The 22,921-nt window shown below is 67.4% G+C and carries 19 protein-coding genes and 1 pseudogene; 7 read left to right on the forward strand and 13 right to left on the reverse strand.

What is annotated here, in order from left to right:
• Nucleotides 1–6 precede the first annotated feature (6 nt).
• From I0K15_RS02275 to I0K15_RS02300, 6 genes are all read left to right on the forward strand, one after another.
• Nucleotides 7–1,182: a D-alanyl-D-alanine carboxypeptidase family protein gene (locus I0K15_RS02275; protein ID WP_230374242.1), complete on the forward strand. Its 1,176-nt coding sequence runs from the start codon at nucleotides 7–9 to the stop codon at nucleotides 1,180–1,182.
• Between the two features lie 3 nt (nucleotides 1,183–1,185).
• Complete coding sequence (gene tmk / locus I0K15_RS02280; RefSeq protein ID WP_196103840.1) at nucleotides 1,186–1,806, forward strand: dTMP kinase; 621 nt, start codon at nucleotides 1,186–1,188, stop codon at nucleotides 1,804–1,806.
• Nucleotides 1,803–2,894 (forward strand): DNA polymerase III subunit delta', encoded by a 1,092-nt coding sequence (locus I0K15_RS02285; protein ID WP_196103841.1) that lies wholly within the window; start codon nucleotides 1,803–1,805, stop codon nucleotides 2,892–2,894. Before tmk ends, I0K15_RS02285 begins: the two co-directional genes overlap by 4 nt.
• 8 nt (nucleotides 2,895–2,902) lie before the next feature.
• Nucleotides 2,903–3,694, forward strand: coding sequence for a TatD family hydrolase (locus I0K15_RS02290; RefSeq protein ID WP_196103842.1), 792 nt, complete (start codon nucleotides 2,903–2,905; stop codon nucleotides 3,692–3,694).
• Entirely contained in the window at nucleotides 3,694–4,491 is a 798-nt protein-coding gene (locus tag I0K15_RS02295; RefSeq protein WP_196103843.1) for an MBL fold metallo-hydrolase, read from the forward strand. Before I0K15_RS02290 ends, I0K15_RS02295 begins: the two co-directional genes overlap by 1 nt.
• A 66-nt stretch (nucleotides 4,492–4,557) precedes the next feature.
• Entirely contained in the window at nucleotides 4,558–5,496 is a 939-nt protein-coding gene (locus I0K15_RS02300) for an AEC family transporter (protein ID WP_196103844.1), read from the forward strand.
• Here the strand turns inward: I0K15_RS02300 and I0K15_RS02305 are convergent.
• The 8 genes and pseudogenes from I0K15_RS02305 to I0K15_RS02340 all read right to left on the reverse strand — a co-directional run bounded on the left by I0K15_RS02305 (nucleotide 5,446) and on the right by I0K15_RS02340 (nucleotide 12,724).
• Nucleotides 5,446–6,147 carry a hypothetical protein gene (locus I0K15_RS02305; protein ID WP_196103845.1) on the reverse strand — a complete coding sequence of 234 codons (702 nt, stop codon included), beginning with the start codon at nucleotides 6,145–6,147 and terminating at the stop codon, nucleotides 5,446–5,448. The two genes, I0K15_RS02300 and I0K15_RS02305, sit on opposite strands and share 51 nt — an antisense overlap.
• A pseudogene (locus tag I0K15_RS02310) lies at nucleotides 6,147–7,025 on the reverse strand (ABC transporter permease); the annotation flags it as partial. The pseudogene I0K15_RS02310 and the gene I0K15_RS02305, both read right to left, overlap by 1 nt.
• Before the next feature lie 9 nt (nucleotides 7,026–7,034).
• Nucleotides 7,035–8,354: an ABC transporter permease gene (locus tag I0K15_RS02315; RefSeq protein WP_196103847.1), complete on the reverse strand. Its 1,320-nt coding sequence runs from the start codon at nucleotides 8,352–8,354 to the stop codon at nucleotides 7,035–7,037.
• Complete coding sequence (locus I0K15_RS02320; protein WP_196103848.1) at nucleotides 8,351–8,800, reverse strand: VOC family protein; 450 nt, start codon at nucleotides 8,798–8,800, stop codon at nucleotides 8,351–8,353. The genes I0K15_RS02315 and I0K15_RS02320 overlap by 4 nt, the downstream gene beginning before the upstream one ends.
• A 130-nt stretch (nucleotides 8,801–8,930) precedes the next feature.
• Nucleotides 8,931–10,046 carry an extracellular solute-binding protein gene (locus I0K15_RS02325; protein WP_196103849.1) on the reverse strand — a complete coding sequence of 372 codons (1,116 nt, stop codon included), beginning with the start codon at nucleotides 10,044–10,046 and terminating at the stop codon, nucleotides 8,931–8,933.
• 110 nt (nucleotides 10,047–10,156) lie between these two features.
• Nucleotides 10,157–11,257 (reverse strand): ABC transporter ATP-binding protein, encoded by a 1,101-nt coding sequence (locus tag I0K15_RS02330; protein ID WP_196103850.1) that lies wholly within the window; start codon nucleotides 11,255–11,257, stop codon nucleotides 10,157–10,159.
• A gap of 155 nt (nucleotides 11,258–11,412) precedes the next feature.
• Nucleotides 11,413–11,844, reverse strand: a complete 432-nt coding sequence (aroQ, locus tag I0K15_RS02335; RefSeq protein ID WP_196103851.1) for a type II 3-dehydroquinate dehydratase — start codon at nucleotides 11,842–11,844, stop codon at nucleotides 11,413–11,415.
• A 61-nt stretch (nucleotides 11,845–11,905) separates the two neighbouring features.
• On the reverse strand, nucleotides 11,906–12,724 hold the full coding sequence (locus I0K15_RS02340; RefSeq protein WP_196103852.1) for an alpha/beta hydrolase: 819 nt from the start codon (nucleotides 12,722–12,724) through the stop codon (nucleotides 11,906–11,908).
• Between the two features lie 336 nt (nucleotides 12,725–13,060).
• Between I0K15_RS02340 and I0K15_RS02345 the strand changes: the two genes are divergently transcribed.
• Nucleotides 13,061–16,297, forward strand: a complete 3,237-nt coding sequence (locus I0K15_RS02345) for a Hint domain-containing protein (RefSeq protein WP_196103853.1) — start codon at nucleotides 13,061–13,063, stop codon at nucleotides 16,295–16,297.
• Here I0K15_RS02345 and urtE read toward each other — a convergent pair.
• The 5 genes from urtE to urtA form a co-directional block, all read right to left on the reverse strand.
• Complete coding sequence (gene urtE / locus I0K15_RS02350; RefSeq protein ID WP_196103854.1) at nucleotides 16,294–16,989, reverse strand: urea ABC transporter ATP-binding subunit UrtE; 696 nt, start codon at nucleotides 16,987–16,989, stop codon at nucleotides 16,294–16,296. The genes I0K15_RS02345 and urtE overlap by 4 nt on opposite strands.
• Entirely contained in the window at nucleotides 16,976–17,731 is a 756-nt protein-coding gene (gene urtD, locus I0K15_RS02355; RefSeq protein ID WP_196103855.1) for an urea ABC transporter ATP-binding protein UrtD, read from the reverse strand. Before urtD ends, urtE begins: the two co-directional genes overlap by 14 nt.
• The gene (urtC, locus tag I0K15_RS02360; RefSeq protein WP_196103856.1) at nucleotides 17,728–18,882 is read right to left on the reverse strand and encodes an urea ABC transporter permease subunit UrtC; all 1,155 of its coding nucleotides are present in this window, start codon (nucleotides 18,880–18,882) and stop codon (nucleotides 17,728–17,730) included. Before urtC ends, urtD begins: the two co-directional genes overlap by 4 nt.
• A 3-nt stretch (nucleotides 18,883–18,885) precedes the next feature.
• Complete coding sequence (gene urtB / locus I0K15_RS02365; RefSeq protein ID WP_196103857.1) at nucleotides 18,886–20,829, reverse strand: urea ABC transporter permease subunit UrtB; 1,944 nt, start codon at nucleotides 20,827–20,829, stop codon at nucleotides 18,886–18,888.
• Between the two features lie 62 nt (nucleotides 20,830–20,891).
• Nucleotides 20,892–22,178: an urea ABC transporter substrate-binding protein gene (gene urtA / locus I0K15_RS02370; RefSeq protein ID WP_196103858.1), complete on the reverse strand. Its 1,287-nt coding sequence runs from the start codon at nucleotides 22,176–22,178 to the stop codon at nucleotides 20,892–20,894.
• Between the last annotated feature and the right edge of the window lie 743 nt (nucleotides 22,179–22,921).

Consider the following 22,921-nt stretch of genomic DNA (forward strand, 5'->3'; position numbering starts at 1 on the left):
CGACCCGTGTTCTTCCGTCCGCTGCTCGCCCTCGCCCTGATCGTTCCGCTGACCGTGGGGGCGCAGACCCTCGACACCGCCGCGAGCTCCGCCCTCGTGGTCGATTACGAGACCGGCGCGGTGCTCCTGGAAAAGAACGCGGACGAGCCGATCCCGCCCGCCTCCATGTCGAAGCTGATGACGCTCAACATGCTGTTCGAGGCGATCCAAGAGGGGCGGGTGAGCCTTGAGGACACCTTCCCGGTGTCCGAAAACGCCCACGGCTATGGCGGCTCCACCATGTTCTTGGAAACGCGGCACAATCCGACGGTGGAGGACCTGATCCGCGGCATCGTCGTGCTGTCGGGCAACGACGCCTGCATCGTGGTGGCCGAGCAGCTTGCGGGCTCCGAACGGGCTTTCGCCGACCGGATGACGGCGCGGGCGCGCGAGCTTGGCATGAACGATTCCACCTTCATCAACTCCACCGGCTGGCCGCATCCGGAGCATCGGATGAGCGCACGAGATCTCGTCACCGTCGGGCGGCGGATGATCGACGAGTTCGGGGAGTTCTATCACTACTGGGCCGAGACCGAGTTCACCTGGAACGACATCACCCAGCGCAACCGCAACCCGCTGCTCTACTCCGATGTGGGCGGCGACGGGCTGAAGACGGGGCATACCGAGGAGGCGGGCTACGGCCTCGTCGGTTCGGCGGTGCGCGACGGGCGGCGTGTGCTCTTCATGGTGACGGGGCTCGACAGTATCTCGGCCCGCACGACGGAGTCCGAGCGGATCGTGAGCTGGGCCTTCCGAGAGTTCGAGAACGTAACCTTCTTCGAGGAGGGCGACGTGGTGGCCGAGGCCGATGTCTGGCTGGGCGAGCAGGCGAGCGTGCCGCTCGTCGCGGGCGACTCCATCGTGGCCACCCTGCCGATCGGCCAGGCGGCGAACGCGACGGCCCGCGTCATCTATGACGGGCCGATCCCCGCGCCGGTGCGTGCCGGTGATCACGTCGCAGACCTCGTGCTCGACACCGGCACGGTGGGCGAGATCACCATTCCGCTGGTCGCCGGCATCGAGGTGCTGGAAGGCGGCGCGATGACCCGCGTCCTCTCTTCCGGTCGGTTGCTGGCCGAGCGGGCGTTGGAGCAGATCGCCGGCGGCGGGGAAGAGACCGCGGCCGAGACGGCGACCGAATAGGGCATGTTCGTCACCTTCGAGGGGATCGACGGTTCCGGAAAGTCCACCCAGGCACGGCGGCTCGCGGCCGCGCTGGAGGCGCGCGGCCAGACCGTGCGTCTGACGCGGGAGCCCGGCGGCTCCGCTGGTGCAGAGGAGATCCGGCGGTTGCTCGTCGAGGGCGATCCCGGCCGCTGGTCGGCGGAGACGGAGATCCTGCTCTTCACCGCCGCCCGGCGCGACCACGTGGAGCGGCTGATCCACCCGGCGCTCGCCGACGGGGAGATTGTGGTGAGCGACCGGTTCGCGGACTCCACCCGGGTCTACCAGGGGGCCACCCGCGGCGACCTGCGCGGGATCGTCGATGAGCTCCACCGGCTGATGATCGGGCTGGAACCGGACCTGACCTTCGTCATCGACATGGACCCGGAGGTCGCACTGGCTCGTGGCCTCGCCCGCCGCTCCGGCGAGGATCGGTTCGAGGATATGGGCGCAGGCTTCCAGGCGACGCTGCGCGACGGGTTCCGGGCGCTGGCGCACGATCTGGCGGAGCGCTGCGTGCTGATCGACGGCGGGCGGAGCGAGGACGCGGTCGCGGCCGATGTGCTCGCCGCCTACTGCGCCCGCATCGGGGTGCGCGCATGAGCGACGACGCCCTGCCCGAACCGGACCGCGTCGAGGGCGCGCCGCATCCGCGGGAGACGGCCTCGCTGCATGGTCAACACGCGGCTGAGGACCGGTTCCTCGACGCCGCCGCCGGGCGGCTGCACCATGGCTGGATGCTCACCGGGCCGCGCGGCGTGGGCAAGGCGACGCTCGGCTGGCGGATCGCGCGGTTTCTTGTGGACGGGGCGGAGGACCGCGGCACCGGCCTCTACGTCCCCCCCGACAGCTCCACTTTCCGCCGGATCGCAGCCTTGGGCGAGCCGCGGGTCCATCTGACCCGCCGTCCTTGGGACGAGAAGGCGAAGCGCCTGCGCACCGTGATCGGGGTGGAAGAAGTGCGGTCGCTCAAATCCTTCTTCACCATGAGTGCCGCCGATGGCGGCTGGCGCGTGGCCATCGTCGACGCCATGGACGAGATGAACGTCGCGGGGCAGAACGCCCTCCTGAAAGTGCTGGAGGAGCCACCCGAGCGCGCGCTGATCCTGATGGTCTGCCATCAGCCGGGGCGGCTGTTGCCGACGATCCGGTCGCGCTGCCGCGAGCTGCGGCTCGGCACGCTCGACGCGGCGAGCCTCGACAGCGCGATGATGGATGCGGGCTTCCCGCCGGAGGGGAATGCGGCGGCCCTCGCCGAGCTCTCCGGTGGCTCGGCGGGCGAGGCGATCCGCATGATCGCGGACGATGGCGTCGCGGTCTACGCGGCCCTCGTGAAGCTGCTCGACGGCGCGCCGAAGATGAGCCGCCCCGCCATGATCGGGCTGGCGGAGACGGCGGCGGGCCGCACCGCGGAGACCCGCTACGACCTGATGGTGCGCCTCGTTGACCGCCTGCTCGCCCGCCTCTCCCGCACCGGGGCGATGGGCGAGACGCCGGTGGAGGTCGTGCCGGGCGAGGCCGCGGTGCTGGCGCGGCTGGCGCCGGGGCTGACGGCCGCGCAGGGCTGGGCGGACCTTGCGGAGACACTCGCGGGCCGCGTCGGCCACGCGCGGGCGGTGAACCTTGACCCCGCGCAGGTCATGCTCGATACGTTCGTGCAGATTGACGCCACGGCCCGGCGGGTCAGTTAAGGGTCCCGATGCTGACCGACAGCCATTGCCATCTCGACTTCCCCGATTTCGACGGTGAACTCGACGAGATCGTCGCGCGCGCGGCTGATGCGGGTGTCGCGCGGATGGTCACCATCTGCACTCGGCGCGAGGGGCTGCCCCGCGTGACCGAGATCGCCGAGCGCTACCCGAATGTCTGGTTCGCCTACGGCATCCACCCGATGCGCGTGGCCGAGGAGCCGATGATCGAGGTCGCCGAGCTGGTCGAGGCCGCGCGACATCCAAAGATGGTGGCGATCGGCGAGACCGGGCTCGACTACCACTACACCGCCGAGAGCGCGGACGCCCAGCAGGAGAGCCTGCGCCGCCACATCGCCGCGTGCCGCGAGACGCGCCTACCCCTCATTATCCACGCGCGCGACGCGGACGAGGACATGGCGCGGATCCTACGGGAGGAGCACGGCAAGGGCGCCTATGACTGCGTCATGCACTGCTTTTCCAGCGGGCGCGCGCTGGCAGAGGCGGCGTTGGAGCTCGGCTTCTACCTTTCCATGTCCGGCATCGCGACCTTCAAGAAATCGCAGGAGCTGCGCGACATCTTCGCCGCCGCCCCGCTCGACCGGGTGCTGGTGGAGACCGACAGCCCCTACCTCGCGCCAGTGCCCCATCGCGGGAAGCGCAACGAGCCCGCCTTCACCGCCCACACGGCGCGGGTGGGGGCGGAGGTCTTCGGCGTCAGTGAAGCCGAGTTCGCCGCCGCCACCGAAGCCAATTTCGAGCGGCTGTTCCCGAAGGCTGCGCGGACGGAGGCGGCGGCCTAGTGGCGCGTCTGGTCTTCACGATCCTGGGCTGCGGCTCCTCCGGCGGCGTACCGCGGCTGGGCGGGCACTGGGGCGCCTGCGATCCGGAGAACCCGAAGAACATGCGCCGCCGCTGCTCCATGCTGGTCGAGCGGTTTGAGGGCGAGGCGGTCACGCGGGTCCTGATCGACACCTCGCCGGACATGCGGGCACAGCTCCTCGACCTCGGGATCGGGGTGCTTGACGCCGTGGTCTACACCCACGAGCACGCGGACCACGTGCACGGGCTCGACGACCTGCGCATGATCGTCTTCAACACGCGCCAGCGCCTGCCGGTCTATGCGGACGAGAAGACGACGAACTCGCTGATCGACCGCTTCGGCTATGCCTTTATCCAGCCCGAGGGCAGCCCCTATCCGCCGATCCTCGACCTGCGCCCGCTCGCCGGACCGATCGAGATCGAGGGTGCGGGCGGCGCGATCTCCTTCGTGCCGTTCGAGGTCAACCACGGCTCGATCGACGCGCTGGGGCTGCGCATCCATGACCTCGCCTACCTGCCCGACGTGGCCGTGATGAACGACGCGGCCTTTACAGTGCTGGAGGGGCTCGACTGCTGGGTGGTGGACGCGCTGCGCTACAAGCCGCACCCGACCCACGCCCATCTGGAGCTGACGCTGGAGTGGATCGCGCAGGTGCAGCCGCGCCGCGCGGTGCTCACCAACATGCATATCGACCTCGACTACGCGACAGTGGACGCCGAGACGCCGGAGCATGTCACCCCCGCCTTCGACGGGATGCGGATCGAATATGAGATCTGAGCGCGCGCGAGCCAGCGGCCGGCGCCTCCGGCGGGGGGATACTTCGGCGAATCCGAAGGCGGCGCGGTGCTAGGGATCCTGGAGACGGTCATTCCGGTCTTCCTGGTGATCGGCGCCGGGTGGCTGGCGGTGCGGGCGAAGCTTTTCACCTCCGCCCATGTGGACGGGCTGATGGTGTTCACCCAAGGGTTCGCCATTCCGTGCCTGCTCTTCGCGGCGCTGGCGCGGCTCGATCTGGGCGCGGTGTTCGATTGGCGGCTGCTGGTGAGTTTCTACGCCGGGGCAACCGTGTGCTTCGCGTTGGGGATCATCGGGGCGCGGCGGCTGTTTCGGCGGCGGCCGGGCGAGGCGGTGGCGGTGGGGTTCGGGGCGCTGTTCTCGAACTCCGTCCTGCTGGGCCTGCCGATCATGGAGCGGGCTTACGGCGCCGAGGCGCTGGCGGCGAATTTCGGAATCATCGCGATCCACGCGCCCTTCTGCTACCTGCTGGGGATCACCGCGATGGAGGTCGCACGGGCCGACGGGCGCGGACTGATCGGGACGCTGCGCGCCATCGGGCGGGCGATGTTCCGAAATGCGCTGATGATCGGGCTCGCGGCGGGCTTCGCGGTGAACCTCTCCGGCGCGACCCTGCCCGAGCCCGTCTGGGCCGCGGTGGACCTGATGGTGCGGGCAGCGCTGCCCGCGGCGCTCTTCGGGCTCGGCGGCGTGCTCACGCGCTACCGCATGGCTGCGCAGGTGCCGCAGGCGCTGATGGTGGCGTTCCTCTCGCTGGTGGTGCACCCGTCCATCGCATGGGTGCTGGCGGTCGAGGTCTTCGCGCTGCCCCTGCCCTTCGTCCGGGCCGCTGTGGTTACGGCCGCGATGGCGCCGGGGGTGAACGCCTATGTCTTCGCCTCGATGTACAATCGGGCCGAGGGCGTGGCGGCGAGTGCCGTGCTGCTGTCGACCGCCCTATCCGTTCTGAGCGTGTCCGTCTGGATCTGGCTGCTCTCGGGCCTCTAGGTGGATGAGGTTCGAGAGGCGGGTGGTGTCGGCGAGAAGCCCGCAATTCTCCCCTTCGGAGACGCAGAAATCGTAGGAGCCCATGTCGAGGTTCAGCGCCATGTCCGGCGCGCAGGCAGCCCGCAGGCTTGCGGCCGCGGTGTACAGGGTCACGGGCCCGGCGCTCTGCCACAGTCCGAGGCCGCTGCCGGTCTGGAAAAGGAGCCGCCGGGTGAAAGCGGGCGCCCCATCCAAGGGGCGCAGGTCGAGCTCGCCGCCATCGATCAGCAGATGGGTCTGGAGCAGGGAAAGCCCCTCCTGCCCCACCCGCTCAGCCATCGCCGCACGGCCCTCAGAAGTGTCGAGACCGATGCGGTCGCGGCGGGTGATGGTCGCGTGGCCATCCTCGATCAGCAGGACGCCGTCGACGCGCGCGCCGGTACCGCTGATGACCTCGCCCGCCCGCGCGAAGAAGCCGACGGGGAGCGGCTTGTCGCCCTCCCGCGGCTCGGTTCCGGTGTAGGTGCCGGTGACGGAGATGCCGCCCTCGGGCACCGCGTCCTCGGGCAGCAGCACGATCTCGACCCGCGGGTCGGCGTCGAAGAACAGCACGCCCGGCGCTTCACAGGCGAGCGCCGGGGTCGCCGCCAGCGCCAGCAACAGCCAGCGCATCAGCCCGGGCTCATGCCGCGCAGGCGTTCGGAGCGGCGGCGCAGCATCTCGACGGTCGCGAGGAGCACAATGGAGATCGCGACGAGGATCGTGGCCACGGCGAGGATCGTCGGGCTGATCTGCTCGCGCAGGCCGGTGAACATCTGCCAGGGCAGCGTCTGCTGGCTTGCCGAACCGATGAAAATCACCACGACGACCTCGTCGAAGGAGGTGATGAAAGCGAAGAGCCCGCCCGAAATCACGCCTGGCAGGATCAGCGGCATCTGCACCTTGAAGAAGGTTCGCACAGGCCCCGCGCCGAGATTGGCGGAGGCGCGCGTCAGCGACTTGTCGAAGCCGACCAGCGTCGCCGTCACCGTGATGATGACGAAGGGAATGCCCAGGGCCGCGTGGGCGAGGATGATCTTCACGTAGCCCACGAAATCCTGGCTGAGGCCGAGCCGATCCTCCAGGAAGTTCCCCATCTGCGAGTAGAAGAAGAACATGCCGGTCGCCGAGATGATGAGCGGCACGATCATCGGCGAAATCAGGATCGCCATGATCGCCCCGCGCGCCGGCACGTGGGACTGCGACAGGCCGATGGCGGCCAGCGTGCCGAAGGTCACGGCGAGGATCGTCGCGATCGGCGCGATGATGAACGAGTTCTTCAGCGCCTGCTGCCAGTCGGGATTGGTGAAGAAATCCCGGTAGTGCTTCAGCGAGTAGCCTTCGGGATCCAGCCGCAGCATCTCAGGCGTGAAGGTGAAGAAGTCCTCCGCGTTGAAGCTCAGCGGAATGATGATGAGGATCGGCAGGATCAGGAAGGCGAAGATAAGGCCGCAGATGACGCGGAACCCGTAGTGCCAGGCCTTCTGACCGGTGGAGGCATATGCAGGAAGGGCCATGGCTTACCCCAGCTTCACGTTGTCGATGCCGACGAGGCGGTCGTAGACCCAGTAGAGGACCAGCACGACGGCGAGCAGGATGCTCGCCAGTGCCGCGGCCAGCCCCCAGTTCAGGCTCGTCGAGATGTGGTAGTAGATCCGGTTCGAGATGAACGTGCCGTCCGTGCCGCCCACCAGCTCTGGCGTGATGTAGTAGCCGATGGCGAGGATGAAGACGAGGATCGCCCCTGCCCCGATACCCGGCACGCTCTGCGGAAAATAGACCCGGCGGAAGGCGGTGAAGTCGGTCGCGCCGAGGGACTTCGCCGCGCGCACGTAACTCGGCGAGATCGTCTTCATCACCGAATAGAGCGGCAGGATCATGAAAGGCAGCAGGATATGCGTCATCGCGATCACCGTGCCGGTGGCGTTGTTGATGAGCGCGAGCCTGCCGTCATCGCCGACCAGCCCTATCCAGACCAGCGTGTCGTTGATGACGCCCTGCTGTTGCAGCAGCACCTTCCACGCGGATGTCCGGACCAGCAGCGATGTCCAGAACGGCAGCAGCACGAGGATCAGCAGAAGGTTGGCCGATCGCGCGGGCAGCGTCGCGAGCAGATAGGCGATGGGATAGCCCAGTAGCAGGCAGGTGAAGGTGATCGTCACCGACAGGATCAGCGTGCGGATGAAGAGTTTCACGTAGATCTGCTGGAAGCCTGCAACTGGCTCGATCCCCTCCGGCGTGCGCTGCAGATCGACGGCGGCGAGGAAGTAGCCCGCGGTGATCGTGTCGGAATTCGACTGGATCGTGAACCAGACCTCCGGGTCGAGCCAGTCCTCGTCGATCTCGGCGAACTGCTCGGAATAGGGCACGCCCTCCTCGAACCCGCCGAGACGACGCTCGTTCGTCTTGCGGAAGAGCGAGGACATGCCCGACATCTCGTAGTTCAGCCGGGAGCCGAGGCGGGTGTGGATCTTGGCCTCCGTCGCCTCCAGCATGTCCTCGTAGAGCGCTTCGAAGACCGGTTCGCCGGGCGGATCCTCTCCGAACTCCCAATCCTCAAGCGCCACGACGGTGCGCGGGATGGTGGCCGAGACGATCTCGTTGCCGACGGAGCGGAGCAGCATCTGCCCGATCGGCACGATGAAGGTGAGCAGGATGAAGAGCAAAAGCGGCGCGATCAGCAGAAGCGCCCGGATCTTCTGGCGGCGCAGGGCGCGCGCCAGGCTGATCTTGAGCGGCGTGCCGTCGGCGGCGAGGACGGGGCCGGACGCATCCCTGTCGGCGCTGCGTCGGCGCTCATCGGGTGTCGGGGCAAAGGTGCCGGTGGTGGCGTCGGTCATCGGCTGTCTTCCTCGGCGCGGGCGGCGCGCTCGATTTCCTGCGGGGTGAGGTCCCGCTCATGGGTGGCGATCCACCAGAGGTTCCCGGCCATGTCCTCCACCCCGCCATCGCGGTCGCCGTAGAAGCGGGCGTCGGGGTGCATGATCGGGCGCGCACCGTTCTTGACGGCGCGGGCGAAGGTGGCGTCCACATCGGGGACGTGAATGTAGAGGAAGCCCGGGCGGATCATGCCGGGCTGGGCGTCGCCCAGAAGGATGGAGCACTCGCCGATCCGGATCTCGTGGTTCCAGAGCGCGCCGTCCTTGCGGTAGAGCGGCTCGCCCACGGGCGTCGCGTCGAAGACCTTCTCGGCAAAGCGGGCAACGCGCATCGCGTCGGGCACCACGATGAAGGTGGAGACGCGGGACCGTTCGGGGGCCATCCAGTTGGGGCGCGGGTCGCTCATGCGGGGCGTGTCGTGTCCTTGCTACCGCCCCGGACCTGATCCGGGGCCTTGCGGTGCGGGACGCCCTGCGGCGGGCGTCCCTTTCTTTCGGCCGGTCCCGGGTCTACGCCCGGGACGGGTCCGCCTCAGCTTACTGCAGCAGCCAGGCCTGGAACTGCGCGTCGATGTCGTCGCGATTGTCGGCCCACCAGTTGTAGTTGAAGAGGAAGGTGTTCACGGCGTTCGCCGGATCGGTCGGCATGTGCGGCGCCATGTCGATGCCGAGCTCGGCGTGCTGACCCACCAGCGGTGCGGAGGACGCGCGCGCCGGGCCGTAGGAGATGTACTTCGCCTGATCGGCCAGACGCTGGGTGTCCGTCGCATAGCGCAGGAAGTCGAGCGCGCGGTTCAGACGATCCTCCGGCAGGCCGGCGGGGATGATCCAGCCGTCGAGGTCGAACATCTGCCAGTCCCAGAGCATCGCGACCGGCTGGTCCTGTTCCTCGATCACCGAGAAGAGGCGGCCGTTATAGGTGGAGCCGAGCACCACCTCGCCATCGGCGAGGAGCTGCGGCGTCTCGGCACCGGCGGACCACCACACGACCTGATCCTTGATCTCGTCGAGCTTGGCGAAGGCCTGGGCGACGCCCTCCTCCGTCTCCAGCAGGTCGTAGACATCCTCGATGGCCACACCGTCACAGATCAGCGCCCACTCCATGTTGGCGATCGGCCGCCGCTCGAGGCTGCGCTGGCCGGGGAAGTCCTCGGTGTTCCAGACGTCGCAGACGGTGGTCGGCACGTTGCCGTTCCACTCCTCGATGTCCGTGCGGTAGCCGAAGGTCGTGGAGTAGACGATCTGCGGCACGAAGCAGTCGGAGACGATCAGGTCGCCGAAGTCCTCGGAGGCCGGGGTGCCGTCGGGCGCAGGGGCCAGCACCTCGTCATGGTCGATCTCCATGGCGATGCCCTCGTCGCAGAGGCGCATAGCGTCTGCTGCAACCACGTCGACCACGTCCCACGTGATGTTGTCGGCCTCGGCCATCGCGCGCAGGCGGGCCACCGCCTCGGCCGAGCTCTCGTCCCACGTGAACTCGACGCCGGTCTCCGCGGCATAGGGCTCCGAATAGGCCTTCTGCTGCGAGTTTTGGTAGGCGCCGCCCCAGCTCACAACGGTCAGCTCGTCCGCCATGGGGCCGTCCTGTGCGGTGGCCACCGTGGCAAGCGCGAACGCCGAGGTGGCGCCGATCATGAATGTCTTGAGTTTCATATCCGTCTTTCCCTGTGCCCGGTCTGATCTCTCGGTCCGCGGGTCGCCTGCCGGGCCTGGGCCCCCGCGGTATGTGCCACGCCCCCTCCCGGTGCGCGGCGAATTCCTGGTCAGGCGTCGAGCGCCCGCGCGTCCTCCGGCGCCCAGCCGATCTTGATCCGCTCGCCCTTCGCGAGGCGGCGCTGATCGCTGGAATTGCGCGACTTGATGACGAAATCCTCGTTGCCCGCCACGCGCAGCCGCGTGCGGAAGATGTCGCCCATGTAGATCCATTCGAGCACTTCGGCGTCGATGGTGTGGGCGTTCTCGGGCAGGCGGGTGTGGTCGATCTCGACCCGCTCGGGCCGGATGGAGATCGTGGTCTCCTCGCCGGGCCGGGTCACGTTGACCGGGGCCGCGTCGATGATCTCGCCGGAATGCAGGCGGACCTCGGCGACCCCATTCTCGATCTTCTCGACCTTGCCGCCGAGCGTGTTGTTCTCGCCGATGAACTGCGCGACGAAGCTATTCTCGGGCCGCTCGTACAGATCCTCGGGCGGGGCGAGCTGCTGGATCTTGCCGTCGTTGAAGACCGCGACCCGGTCGGACATGGTCAGCGCCTCGCCCTGGTCATGGGTGACGTAGACGACCGTAATACCAAGCTCCTCGTGCAGGTGCTTGATCTCGAACTGCATGTGCTCGCGCAGCTGCTTGTCGAGCGCGCCGAGCGGCTCATCCATCAGCACGAGCTCCGCATCGAAGACCAGCGCGCGGGCCAGCGCGATGCGCTGCTGCTGCCCGCCCGAAAGCTGGGCCGGACGCCGCCCGCCGAAGGCGCCCATCTGCACCATGTCGAGCGCGCGTTGCACCTTCTGCTCCCGCTCGTCCTTGCTCATGTTGCGGACCTCGAGCGGGAAGGAGAGGTTCTCGGCCACCGTCATGTGCGGAAACAGTGCGTAGTTCTGGAACACCATCCCGATCCCGCGCTTGTGCGGCGGGATGTTGTTGATGGGCCGCCCGTCGAGGCGGATCTCCCCATGGGTGGCGCTCTCGAACCCCGCGAGCATCATCAGGCAGGTGGTCTTGCCGGAGCCGGACGGCCCCAGCATGGTCAGGAACTCCCCCTTCGCGATGGAGAGGTTCAGATCCTTCACGACGAGCGTTTCGCCGTCATAGCTCTTTTGCACGCGATCGAATGTGACGAAGCCTTCCGGCGTTGCGGTGTCGGTCAAGCAGTCGGTCCCTGTCTATCGCCGGAACGGTTCCGGCTCTGATTTGCGCAAAAGCGTAACAGGCTCGTCCCCAGATTCAACGCCCCGCCGATTCGGGAGGCGAAATCGACCACCCTGCCGAAAGTTGCAGCACTGGCTGTGCACGTAGGAGGCGATCAGCTCGCCACCGCGTCGAGCGCCATCAGGTAGCCGCGCGCGCCGAAGCCCGCGATCACGCCCGTCGCCACCGGCGCGATGTAGGAGCGGTGGCGGAACGGCTCGCGCGCATGCGGATTGGACAGATGCAGCTCGATCACCGTCGCGCCGGGCCGAGACTTCAGCGCGTCGTGGAGTGCCACGGACGTGTGTGTATAGGCCCCCGCGTTGACGATGATCGCCGCCTCCGCGGCGTGCGCGGCCTGGATCAGGTCCACCAGACCGCCCTCGGAATTGGTCTGCGCAAAGGTCAGATCGACGCCCAGCTCCGCCGCCCGCGCAGCGCAGCGCGCCTCGATATCGGCGAGGGTATCGGCGCCGTAGATCTCCGGCTCGCGGGTGCCGAGGAGGTTCAGGTTGGGGCCGTTGAGGATGTGGACGGGTCGGGTCATCGGGCTCTCGCTGCGGTCGGTCGCGACACCGTGCCGCGCCGCGCCGCGCCGAGCAAGCCCGTCATCCGAGCCAGGCGTCGAGCATCGCGCTCTTCGGATCGGTCAGGCCGTCGATCACGTCGAAGTGGTGACGGCCCGCCTCGACCTCCAGCATGGTCGTCGCCCCGCAACCGGCCCAGATATTGGCGATCAGCTCGGACTGGCGAATGAACTCCGGCCGTTCGTCCGCACCGACCCAGGCGATGTGACGCGTGCCCTGCCGGGGCGGGTGGAGCGCCGGGCTCTCCGCCGTTGCCTCCTCCCAATCGAGGCGCAGGTCGCGGTTGAGCGTGGTGCGCAATAGCGGGCGCAGGTCGTGGAGGCCGCTGATCGACAGCACGGTCTTGAGGCGCATCGCGCTGCCCTGCCCCAGCGGGCTCGCGGCGCTGGCCATGCGGGTCACCAGATGCCCGCCCGCAGAGTGACCAGCGAGGAAGATCGGCCCCGGCACGATGCCCGCGGCCTGCGCGATGGCACGGGCGACCTGCCCGGTGATCGCAGCGATCTTCGCCTCGGGACACAGCGTGTAGGACGGGATCGCGACGGCGTAGCCGCGGGCGACGGCCCCTGCAGCGAGGTGCGACCAGTCGCCCTTCGCGAACTGCCGCCAGTAGCCGCCATGGACGAAGACGGCGAGGCCGCGCGGCGCGCTTTCGGGCAGAAACAGGTCGAGCGCCTCGCGCGCCCCGGCGCCGTATCCGATGTCGAGCCGAACCTCGGGTACGGTCTCTCGGAAGGCGGCGGCGGCCCCGGCCCAGCGCGGCGGATAGCCCTCCGCCCCCTCGATATGCGCGCCATTCGCGTAGGCGTCGTCCCAGTCGTCGAGCGCGCGGACCAGCATGTCGGATCGTTCTCCCTCACTCTTCCGGCGCCGTCTTGACCCCCGCCGGAGAGCCAGCGGTAGCACAGGCCCGTTCAGGCTGCATGACGCTTGTTCAGGGATTTAGCGCTGTTTTGCCGAACTGTTGTTACGCGACCGCACGATTATTGCGATGCGACAACTAACCTTAAAGTTGTATTTAATGGTCAAACGGTTACATCCCTCGCATTTCCGTGGCCAGCTCGTCACAAATGGCGTTAACACACTGTTTAAGCGCTGCCAGAACCGCATTTCGGTCACACCGCGACACTAGGCGGTGCCGAACAGAACCGACAGGTGTGCTGGAGAGACGAGACCGTGGCGAACATCTTCACCTATTCGATCTTTACCGCGGCCGAGATCGGCCTGACGGGCAGCGGGTCCTCCCGCCAGATCACGGTGCCGACCACGGCGCCGACGCTGCAGCTCCACCTCACCGACGACGACAACAACTTCGAAAGCCAGCTCGACGAGAGCGGGACGACGGCAAGCACGTCGCAGCTCGGCTGGGTCTTCGATCCGACCTCGGGCTACTCGACCACGCTCGCGGGCATCGAGACCTATATCGACAACGTCATCACTTTCGATGTCGGCGGCGGAAACACGGTCGACGTCTACGAGATCTTCCTCGACAGCGGCAGCGGCGGGCAGACTTACTACATCATCGGTGAGCCCGACGTCACCGCGTTCGGCGGATCGACGGGCACCAATCCCAGCGACGACTTCTTCCCCAGCGGTCTGTCCTATGACGACGTGCCGACCTGGGACGAGACGCTGACCGGTGAGACCGGCGGCCCGAATCTCGGCGGCGACGACAGCATCCAGGGCTTCGAGGGGGACGACTCCCTCCGCGGTCTCAGCGATGACGACACGATCGAGGGCGGCGAGGGCGACGACAGCATCGACGGCGGCTCGGACGATGACAGCATCCTGGGCGGCAGCGGCAACGACTCGCTGATCGGCGCGGAGAACAACGACACGGTCCTGGGCGGCGCCGATGACGACATCGTCTACGGCGACGGGTCCGACGTGCGGAACCCGGATCAGGACGCCGCGAACTTCAACTTCAACCGCTCCAACGTCGACACCACCGGATCGAGCGCGCCGGGCGGCGTGGGGGCGGAGTCGGTCGGCGACTTCATTACCTACGAGAACGTGGCGACGACCGCGGGCGGACAGGCGATCGACGCGCGCTTCGTCCTTCTGAGCGTGACCGAGGCGGACGGCGTGACCGCCTCCAGCATGCCCGTCGACCTCAACAACTCGGACACGACCGACCCCAACATCGTCATCCTGAACGTCGGGGCCACGAACACGACCGCCGGCGCGGCATTTGCCGGGCACCAGGCCCGGATCCGCGTGGAGTTCTATCTCAGCGGCACCGAGACGCCGGTCACGGTGAACGGCACCTTCACCTTCCTCGATCTCGATGAGACGACGAGCGGTGGGGCCACGACCGACCGCGAGAAGGTGACCGTCAGCACGACCGAGTTCACCAACTACACCGTCACCGATACGACGAGCCTGCTGGTCGAGGACAACGGCTCCAGCTTCTCGTTCTCGGGCACGCAGAACAACAACCAGAACACGCAGACCAGCGAGCAGCAGCAGAACTCCCAGGTCAATCTGGACTTCACCAACCGCTCGAGCTTCGAGGTCACGCTGACCTCGCGGAACGTGAACTCCGGCTTCACCTTCGACACGTCGAACTTCACCGTCGCAACCACGTCGGAGAACATCTCGGACGAGGGCGACGACAGCGTCGATGGCGGCGCGGGCAACGACACGCTGTTCGGTTCGGCGGGCAACGACACGCTGACGGGTGGCACCGGCGACGACGTCATCGACGGTGGTGCTGATGCGGACCTCATCCTGCTGGAGGACGACTTCGGTGCGGACAGCATCGATGGCGGCGCCCAAGGCACGGACCAGGATACGCTGAGCGCGATCGACGTGACCGGTGAGGGCGTCGACGTCATCCTGAGCGACTTCAACTCCGGCACCGTGGTGGGCCGCACCACCGGCGGGACGGCGGCGAGCTTCGACGAGATCGAGGTCTTCATTGCCACCGAGCAGGACGACACCTTCGACTCGACGGCCGTCACGCAAGGCACGGAGATCAACACCGAGTCCGGCTCCGACACCATCACCGCGGGCAGCGGCGACGACACGATCAACGCAGACAGCACCCTGGCAGGCACCTCGTCGGCCAGCGGTGACGACGTGGTGGACGCGGGCGGGGGCGACGACGTCGTCACCACCGGCGGCGGCGCAGACACGATCACCGGCGGGACCGGCAACGACGACATCGACGCGGGCAGCGGCAACGACACCATCCTGCTCACCGATCTCTTCGGCACGGATACAATCGCGGGTGGAAGTGGGACCGACACGCTCGATGCGAGCGGGCTGACCGGCCACGGCGTTACCATTGAGTACACCGCCAATCAGAACGGTACGGTCAGCGACCAGACCAATGCGGCAGGCAGCTTTACCTCGATCCGCAACCTGATCCTATCCGATCAGGACGACATCGTGAATGCCGAAGCGTCGCTTGCGTCGCAGACGCTGGACGGCCGGGACGGCGATGACAGTATCACCGGTGGCGGCAATCGCGACAACATCTCCGGCGGCGAAGGCAACGACACCCTGCGTGGCGGTGTCACCAACAGCACAACGCGCATCGACACGCTTGATGGTGGCGAAGGCACCGACCTGATCTTCTACGGCAGCCGGGAGCAGATCGCGGGCGGCACCGGCAGCGATACGATCGAGTTCCAGGATGACGGTCAGGCCGGGGGCGTCACCATCGACGGTGGCGAGGATGCGGACGGCAGCGATATCGACGTCCTGCGCCTCGACGGGACCGGGCTGCGGCGCAGCGATGTCACCTTCACCAGCGCCGACGAGGAAGACGGCTTCTTCATCGTCAACGAGGGGGCGGCGGACGAGTACACCGTCACCTTCTCCAACATCGAATCCGTGGTGTGCTTCGCCTCCGAAACGCGCGTCCTCACGCCGCTCGGCCTGCGCCGGGTCGATGCGCTGCGGATCGGCGACCTCGTCGTCACGCGGGACAACGGGCTGCAGGCGATCCGCTGGATCGCGCGCAAGGAGGTGCCTGCGGTCGGCGCCTTCGCCCCCGTGGAGTTCGAGATCGGACGGCTCGGCAACACGACGCCGCTCCGCGTCTCGCCCCAGCACCGGATCCTGATGCGCGACAGCGGCCTGCGCCTGTCCCATGGCAGCGACGAGATGCTGATCGCCGCGCGCCACCTCGTGGACGGCGACGGCGTGCATCTGCGCCCCGGCGGCATGGTGGAGTACGTGCACCTGATGTTCGAGCAGCACGAGATCATCTTCGCCGAAGGGGTCGAGGCCGAGAGCTTCCACCCCGGTGAGATGTCCCTTGGCCAAATCGGCGATGCGGCGCGGGAGGAGCTCTTCGCGATCTTCCCCGAGCTGCAGGCCTTTGGCGCAACCGCCTACGGCCCCTCGGCGCGCAAGACGCTGCGCGCGCGCGAGTGGGCCGCCCCCCTCGCGACCCACGTCTAGAGCGACAACGCCTCCAGCAGACGCTCCGCCCCGACATCGACGGCGGGCGCGTCGAGCTCCACGACGCCCCGGCGCAGCGTGAGGTAGCGGTCGGCGAGGCCGCGTGCGAAGTCGAAGTTCTGCTCGACCAGCACGATGCACATCTCGCCCTCGGCGCGCAGCCGCCGGATCACCTCACCGATCTGGGCGATGATGTTCGGCTGGATGCCTTCCGTCGGCTCATCGAGGAGCAGCACGCGGGGGCGCGTCACCAGCGCCCGCGCGATGGCGAGCTGCTGTTGCTGGCCGCCGGACAGGTCTCCCCCACGGCGGCCGCGCATTTCGGCCAGCACGGGGAACAGCTCGAAGACGTCCTCGCGCACCTTGCGCGCATCCTTGGGAAGGCAGGCGAAACCGGTCTCCAGGTTCTCGGCCACGCTCATCAGCGGGAAGATCTCGCGGCCCTGCGGAACGTAGGCGATGCCGGCCCGCGCCGCGCGGCTGGCGCTCAGATGGCCCAGCGCCGCCCCGTCGAGAGTGATCTGGCCGTCCACATAAGGGTGCCGCCCGGCGATGGCCTTCAGCAGGCTAGTCTTGCCCATCCCGTTATTGCCCATCACGCAGGTCACCTCGCCGGGCCGGGCCGTCAGGCTCACCCCGTGTAGGATCTGGCTCTGCCCATAGCGCAGCGTCAGGTTCTCAACTGTCAGCATCGGAGCGCCCCAGATAGACGTCGATCACCTGCGGATCGTTCGTGACGTGGTCGAGGCTGCCCTCGGCGAGGACGGAGCCCTCGTGCAGCACCGTCACCCGGCAGTCGAGGCGCCGGACGAAGTCCATGTCGTGCTCGACGACGATGACGGCGCGGGTGTGCGCGGCGCGCTTCAGGATCTCGGTCGTGTGCTCCCGCTCCTCGACGGTCATGCCCGCGGCGGGCTCATCAACCAGCAGAAGCTGCGGATCCTGGGCGAGCAGCATCCCGATCTCCAGCCACTGCTTCTGCCCGTGGGAGAGCTCACCGGCGGGCCGGTCGAGCTCCGCCGTCAGGCCCACCTCCTCGGCCAGCTCCTCGATCTTCGCCACATCGTCCGGCGTCGCGCGGAAGCGGAGCACGTGCCACCAATCGCGCGGTTTGCTGAGGGCGAGGGTGAAGTTCTCCCGCACGCTCTGCGCCTCGAACACGGTGGGTTTCTGGAACTTGCGCCCGATGCCCTCCAGCGCGATGCGCGCCTCGTTCAGTCCGATCAGGGAGAGGTTCCTGTCGCCCCACAGCACCTCGCCCTCGTCGGGCCGGGTCTTGCCGGTGATGATGTCCATCATCGTGGTCTTGCCCGCCCCGTTCGGCCCGATGACCGCCCGCAGCTCCTCCGCGCCGATGGAGAGCGACAGATTGTTAATCGCCTGAAACCCGTCGAAGGAGACGGAGACGCCGTTCACTTCCAGAAGCGCGCTCATCTACCCCTCCCGAACCGATCAAAGAGCCCGCCGATGCCCTGCGGGAAGAAGAGCGTGACCGCCACGAAGCTGAGGCCCAGCAGCACCAGCCACCAGTCGGTCCACTGCACCGTGTAGAAGCCCAGATCCACCGGCGGCGCCCCGCCCCCGGTGAACCAACTCGACAACAGCGAGACAAAGGCCGCGCCGATCACCGCACCGTAGAGCCGCCCGCGCCCGCCGATCGCCACCCAGACCGCGAGGTAGATCGAGGCGATGGGCGCAAGCTCCGCCGGGTTCACGATGCCCGCCTGCGGGTAGTAGAGCGCCCCCGCGATGCCCGCGACCACCGCCGTGAGCGTGAAGACGAAGAGCTTGTAGTGCTCCACCCGGTAGCCGAAGAACCGCACCCGCGCCTCGTCATCGCGAATGGCGCGGATCGCACTGCCCATCTTGCCCGAGACGACGCGGGCGAAGAGGACATAGCCCACCGCGAGCGCCACCGCGGAGGCTACGAAGAACACGATGGAAATGGTGGATTGCGGCACCCGCTCGAACCCCGGGATGTTCTGCAGGCCCGAGAGCCCGTTGTTCCCGCGCAGCCCGCTGTCGTTCTGGAAGAGCCACAGCGACAACGCCAGCGTCATCGCCTGCGTGAGGATCGACAGGTACACCCCCGTCACCCGGCTGCGGAAGGCGAGCCAGCCGAAGACCAGCGCCAGCAGCCCGGGCACCAGTACTACGGCGAGCAATTGCAGCGGCAGCGAGTGGGCGAACGCCCAGATCGGCGGGAACTCCGAAGAACCGACCACCCCGAAGATCTGCGTCGCGATGGCGTCCCGGATCTCCCCCTCCGTCGGCGGCAGGGCACCGTTGGCGAGGCTGCGCTCCACGATCCCTTCGGTCCGGGCATACATCAGCCACATGCCCACGGCGTAGCCGCCGATGCCGAAGAACGCCATGTGGCCGAGGCTCAGGATCCCGCAATAACCCCAGACCACGTCCATCGCGACGGCGACGAGGCAGAGGCACAGCGTCTTGCCCAGCGTCTTGACCATGGAGGTGGAGACGAGCCCCATCTCCGCCATCACGACCGTGCCGAGCGTGAAGAGTGACAGCGCGATCAGGAACCACATGACCGAAGGCGTGCGCAGCAGCGTCGTGTTCCGCATGGCTCAGTCCCCCGCCGCGCGGCCCTTGAGCGCGACGATGCCGCGCGGCCGGACCTGGATGAAGAGGATGACGATCAGGATCATGTAGGTCTGTGCGGCCAGCGTGTTGGACGGGTTGAGCCACTCGATCCCTTTCTGGAACCCGCCGATCAGCCCCGCACCCGCCAGCGTGCCCCACACGTTGCCGACGCCACCGACGACCACGGTCATGAAGCTCTGCACGATGTAGGCCTGCCCCATCTCGGACGTGACCTGCGCATAGAGCCCGATGGCCACGCCCGCGATCCCCGCGATACCGGAGCCGAGGCCGAAGGTCAGCATGTTGATCCGGTTCGGATCGATCCCCATCGAAGCCGCCATGCCGGGGTTCTGCGTCACCGCGCGCACCTCCAGCCCCAGCCGGGTCCGCTTCAGCACGAAGAGGATGAGGGCGAGGAACATCAGCGCCAGCACGAAGATCGCGATGCGGATATAGCTGATCGAGATCACGTCGTTGATGACCCACGACCCGTCGAGCCAGGCGGGCGACGTCAGCGGCCGCGCCTGCGTGCCGAAGATGTTCTTGGCCAGCTGTTGTAGCGCGATGGAGATCCCGAAGGTCGCGAGCAGCGTCTCCAGCGGCCGGTGGTAGAGCCAGCGGATCACCAGCCGCTCCATCGCGACGCCTGCGCCGAAGGTCACGGCGAAGGCGAGCGGCAGGGCGAGCAGGATCGACAGCGTGTAGTCGGGCACGAACTGCTGCACGACGAAGCCGGTATAGGCCCCCATCATGATGAACTCGCCATGGGCCATGTTGATGACCCCCATGACGCCGAATGTGACGGCGAGCCCGATGGCGGCGAGGAAATAGATCGAAGCGAGCGACAGCGCGTCGAGCCCCAGATCGGCGGCCTGGCTGACGGCTACCCGCGTCTCGATCCCCTCCAGCGCATCTTCGGCGGCCGCCGTGATCTCCGCATCGGGCTCGTCATAGATCACGTAGAAGACGTGGGAGGCGAGCGCATCCGCCCGGGCCTCCTCGGTAACCCGCGGCGCGACATCGCCGGCGGCGGCTAGGGCGTCGTAGACGGCGAGCCGCGCATCCTCGGTGTCGAGGCTTTCCACGGACACATCGCCCACCATGCCGTCGGCGATCCGCAGGACCAGCGTGTCGCGGATCCGGCTCGCTGAAATGAGCGGCGGCGCCAGCTCCGCGGCGATGAGGCGCGCGTAGGCCTCCTCCTCCGGCAGGTCGCGGCCGGGCTCCAAGATTGCGGCGACATTGGCGCCCTCGGGCAGCTCGACGCCGACGCCTTCCTGCCGCGACAGGATCTGGTTCAGCGTCGCGCGCGCATCGACGGACAGGTCGCTCGCCAGCCCTCGGATCGCCGCGATCCGCTCGTCCCGGTCCTCGGCGAAGCTCGCCGCGAGCATGTTGGCCACCCGCGTCTTGCGCAGGCGCAGGCCGCCGTTCGGCTCCTCCTCGATCGAGGCGCGAAGCGGCGCGAGCTGGTCCGGGTCCATGTCGCGCGCGATCGCATCCACCGCAGCGATCCGGCGCGTGACATCCTCGGCGGAAAGCTGGAACTGCACCAACGCCGATCCGATCTCCCGCCGCACGCCGCCGTTTGGCTTTACCTGGGTAAAATCATCCTCGAAGACCTCGCCAAGCTCCGTCCGGTCCGCAATGTCGAAGAGCGCCAGCCGGTCGTCGCCCAGTTCCTCAGCAATGAAAAAGAGGCCGTCCTCCTCCCGCTGCCAGACGCCTTTGTCGCGCCAGGCCTCGAGGAAGCCCTCGACCTCCGGCAGCCCGGAGGCCGCGAGATCGTCGAGCACGACGCCCACCGTGCGGCGGCCGGGCTTGGCCACCTCCTCCGCATGGGTCTGGAGCAGGTCCTGAAGCTCCTGTGCCGCGGCAGGCGGCGTGAACGCGAGCAGGGTGAGTGCCGCGAGAAGGATGCGGATCATGGGGCGTCCGGTCTTTCAAAAAAGGGCGGCGCGCCCCTGTGAGAGGCGCGCCGCATCTTCGATCAGTAATTCGACTTGATCTGCACGCAGCTCTCGGTCGCGGTGTTGTACATCCCGCATTCGAGCTCCTGCCAGTCGGAGACGAGCACCGCGCTTTCCGGCAGGAAGTCTGTCCACGCGTCGCCGTCGACCTCTTCGGTCTGGGAGATGATGTCGAACTGCCCGTCTGCCTGGATCTCACCGATCAGCACCGGCTTGGCGAGGTGGTGGTTCGGCAGCATGACCGCTGTCCCGCCGGTGAGGTTCGGGAACTCCTGCCCGTACATCGCCTCACGCACCGCATCGACCTCGGTTGTGCCGGCCGCCTCGACCGCGTTCACCCACATGTTGAAGCCGATGTAATGTGCCTCCATCGGGTCGTTGGTCACGCGGTCCGCGCCCATGCGCGCCTGCCAGGCGGCAACCCACTCCTCGTTCGCGTCGGTGTCGGCGGACTGGAAGTAGTTCCACGCGGCGAGGTGGCCGACGAGGTCGGAGGTGTCGAGGCCCGAGAGCTCCTCCTCCCCGACCGAGAAGGCGACGACGGGAATGTCGTCGGCGCTCACACCCTGCGCCGCAAGCTCCTTATAGAAGCCGATATTGGCGTCGCCGTTGATGGTAGAGATCACACCCACCTGCTTGCCGTCCTCGCCCAGCGCGATGACGTCGGACACGATCGTGGCCCAGTCGGAATGGCCGAAGGGGGTGTAGTTGACGAAGATGTCCTCCTCCGCGATGCCGTTGTCCTGCAGGTAGGACTCCAGGATGTTGTTCGTCGTACGCGGATAGACGTAGTCGGTGCCGAGCAGGGCGAACTTCTCCACCCCCAGCTCCTCGAGGAAATAGTCGGTGGCCGGGATCGCCTGCTGGTTCGGGGCCGCCCCGGTGTAGAACACGTTGCGCGAGCTCTCCTCACCCTCGTACTGCACCGGGTAGAAGAGGAGGCCATTGAGCTCCTCGATCACCGGTAACACGGATTTGCGGCTCACGGACGTCCAGTTGCCAAAGATCACGTCGACCTCGTGGACGGTGAGCAGTTCCCGCGCCTTCTCGGCGAAGAGCGGCCAGTCGGAGGCCGGATCGACGACGACCGCCTCGATCTCGCAGCCCAGAAGGCCGCCGGCCTCGTTCTGCTGCTCGACGAGCATGAGCATCGTGTCCTTCAGCGTCGTCTCCGAGATCGCCATCGTGCCGGAGAGCGAGTGGAGGACGCCGACCTTGATCGGCTCCGCGCAGTCCTGCGCGGCTGCACCTGTGGCTGCGGCCAGCGCGATCGCGGAGACCGTGGCGAGGGGGCGAGTGAGAGACATGAGCGGATAGCTCCCCTGTCAGGGTGCGGTGTGTCCGGTCCCGGCGGCGGTTGAGCGTCCCGCGCCTCATGCTAAGTCCGAACCACAGCACGTTTCGTGTTGAGGCCATCGGGTGGGGCGTTCGTGGAAAGATGACCCGCCCGGTGGCCGCTCGCGCCGTTGTGGCGTCGTCACCCTAGTCATCGCGGCGTCGCAGAACCTAGCGGGTTTGCCCAGTTCTTGATGTCGCAGGGCTGTTTTCGCACAATGAGAAAGCATTGAACGGCAAATCGTATAAAAATTAAGCACTCGTTGCGCCGGTAACTCGGTAGACGCGGACGAAAAGGCTGCGCCGGACACGCAGAATGCGATTCGCAGAGGGCGAGTGAACTGCCACGTTTGACATGACGTTCGGAAGCGTCGGTCGCGCTCTAACTATCGTCGATGTCTCGAACCTCCGGGCGCGACCCCAGATGAGAGACTGCTTGCGGCGCAGCTCCCAGATAGTCGGTTCACGATATGGTCTCCGGCGCGCACCGCACTCAGATCACCCTCACCAAACCTTCACCGCAAGACCAGAAACCGAATCGAACGCCATAGCTGGAGCGTCGGACCGCGGGCCTCCGGCCGTGTCGAGCGCCGGATCAGCGGAAAACCGCGCGATTAATTTTGAATAATTTTAGGTAGTTATCGACGCACTTTGAAACCAAAAGCGGCGAATGGCCGCGATGTTCTGCACTTGTCCCCCGAAACGTCAAAAAGGC

Origin of the sequence: Pontivivens ytuae (genome assembly GCF_015679265.1) — a bacterium.
Classification (GTDB): Bacteria; Pseudomonadota; Alphaproteobacteria; order Rhodobacterales; family Rhodobacteraceae; genus Pontivivens; species Pontivivens ytuae.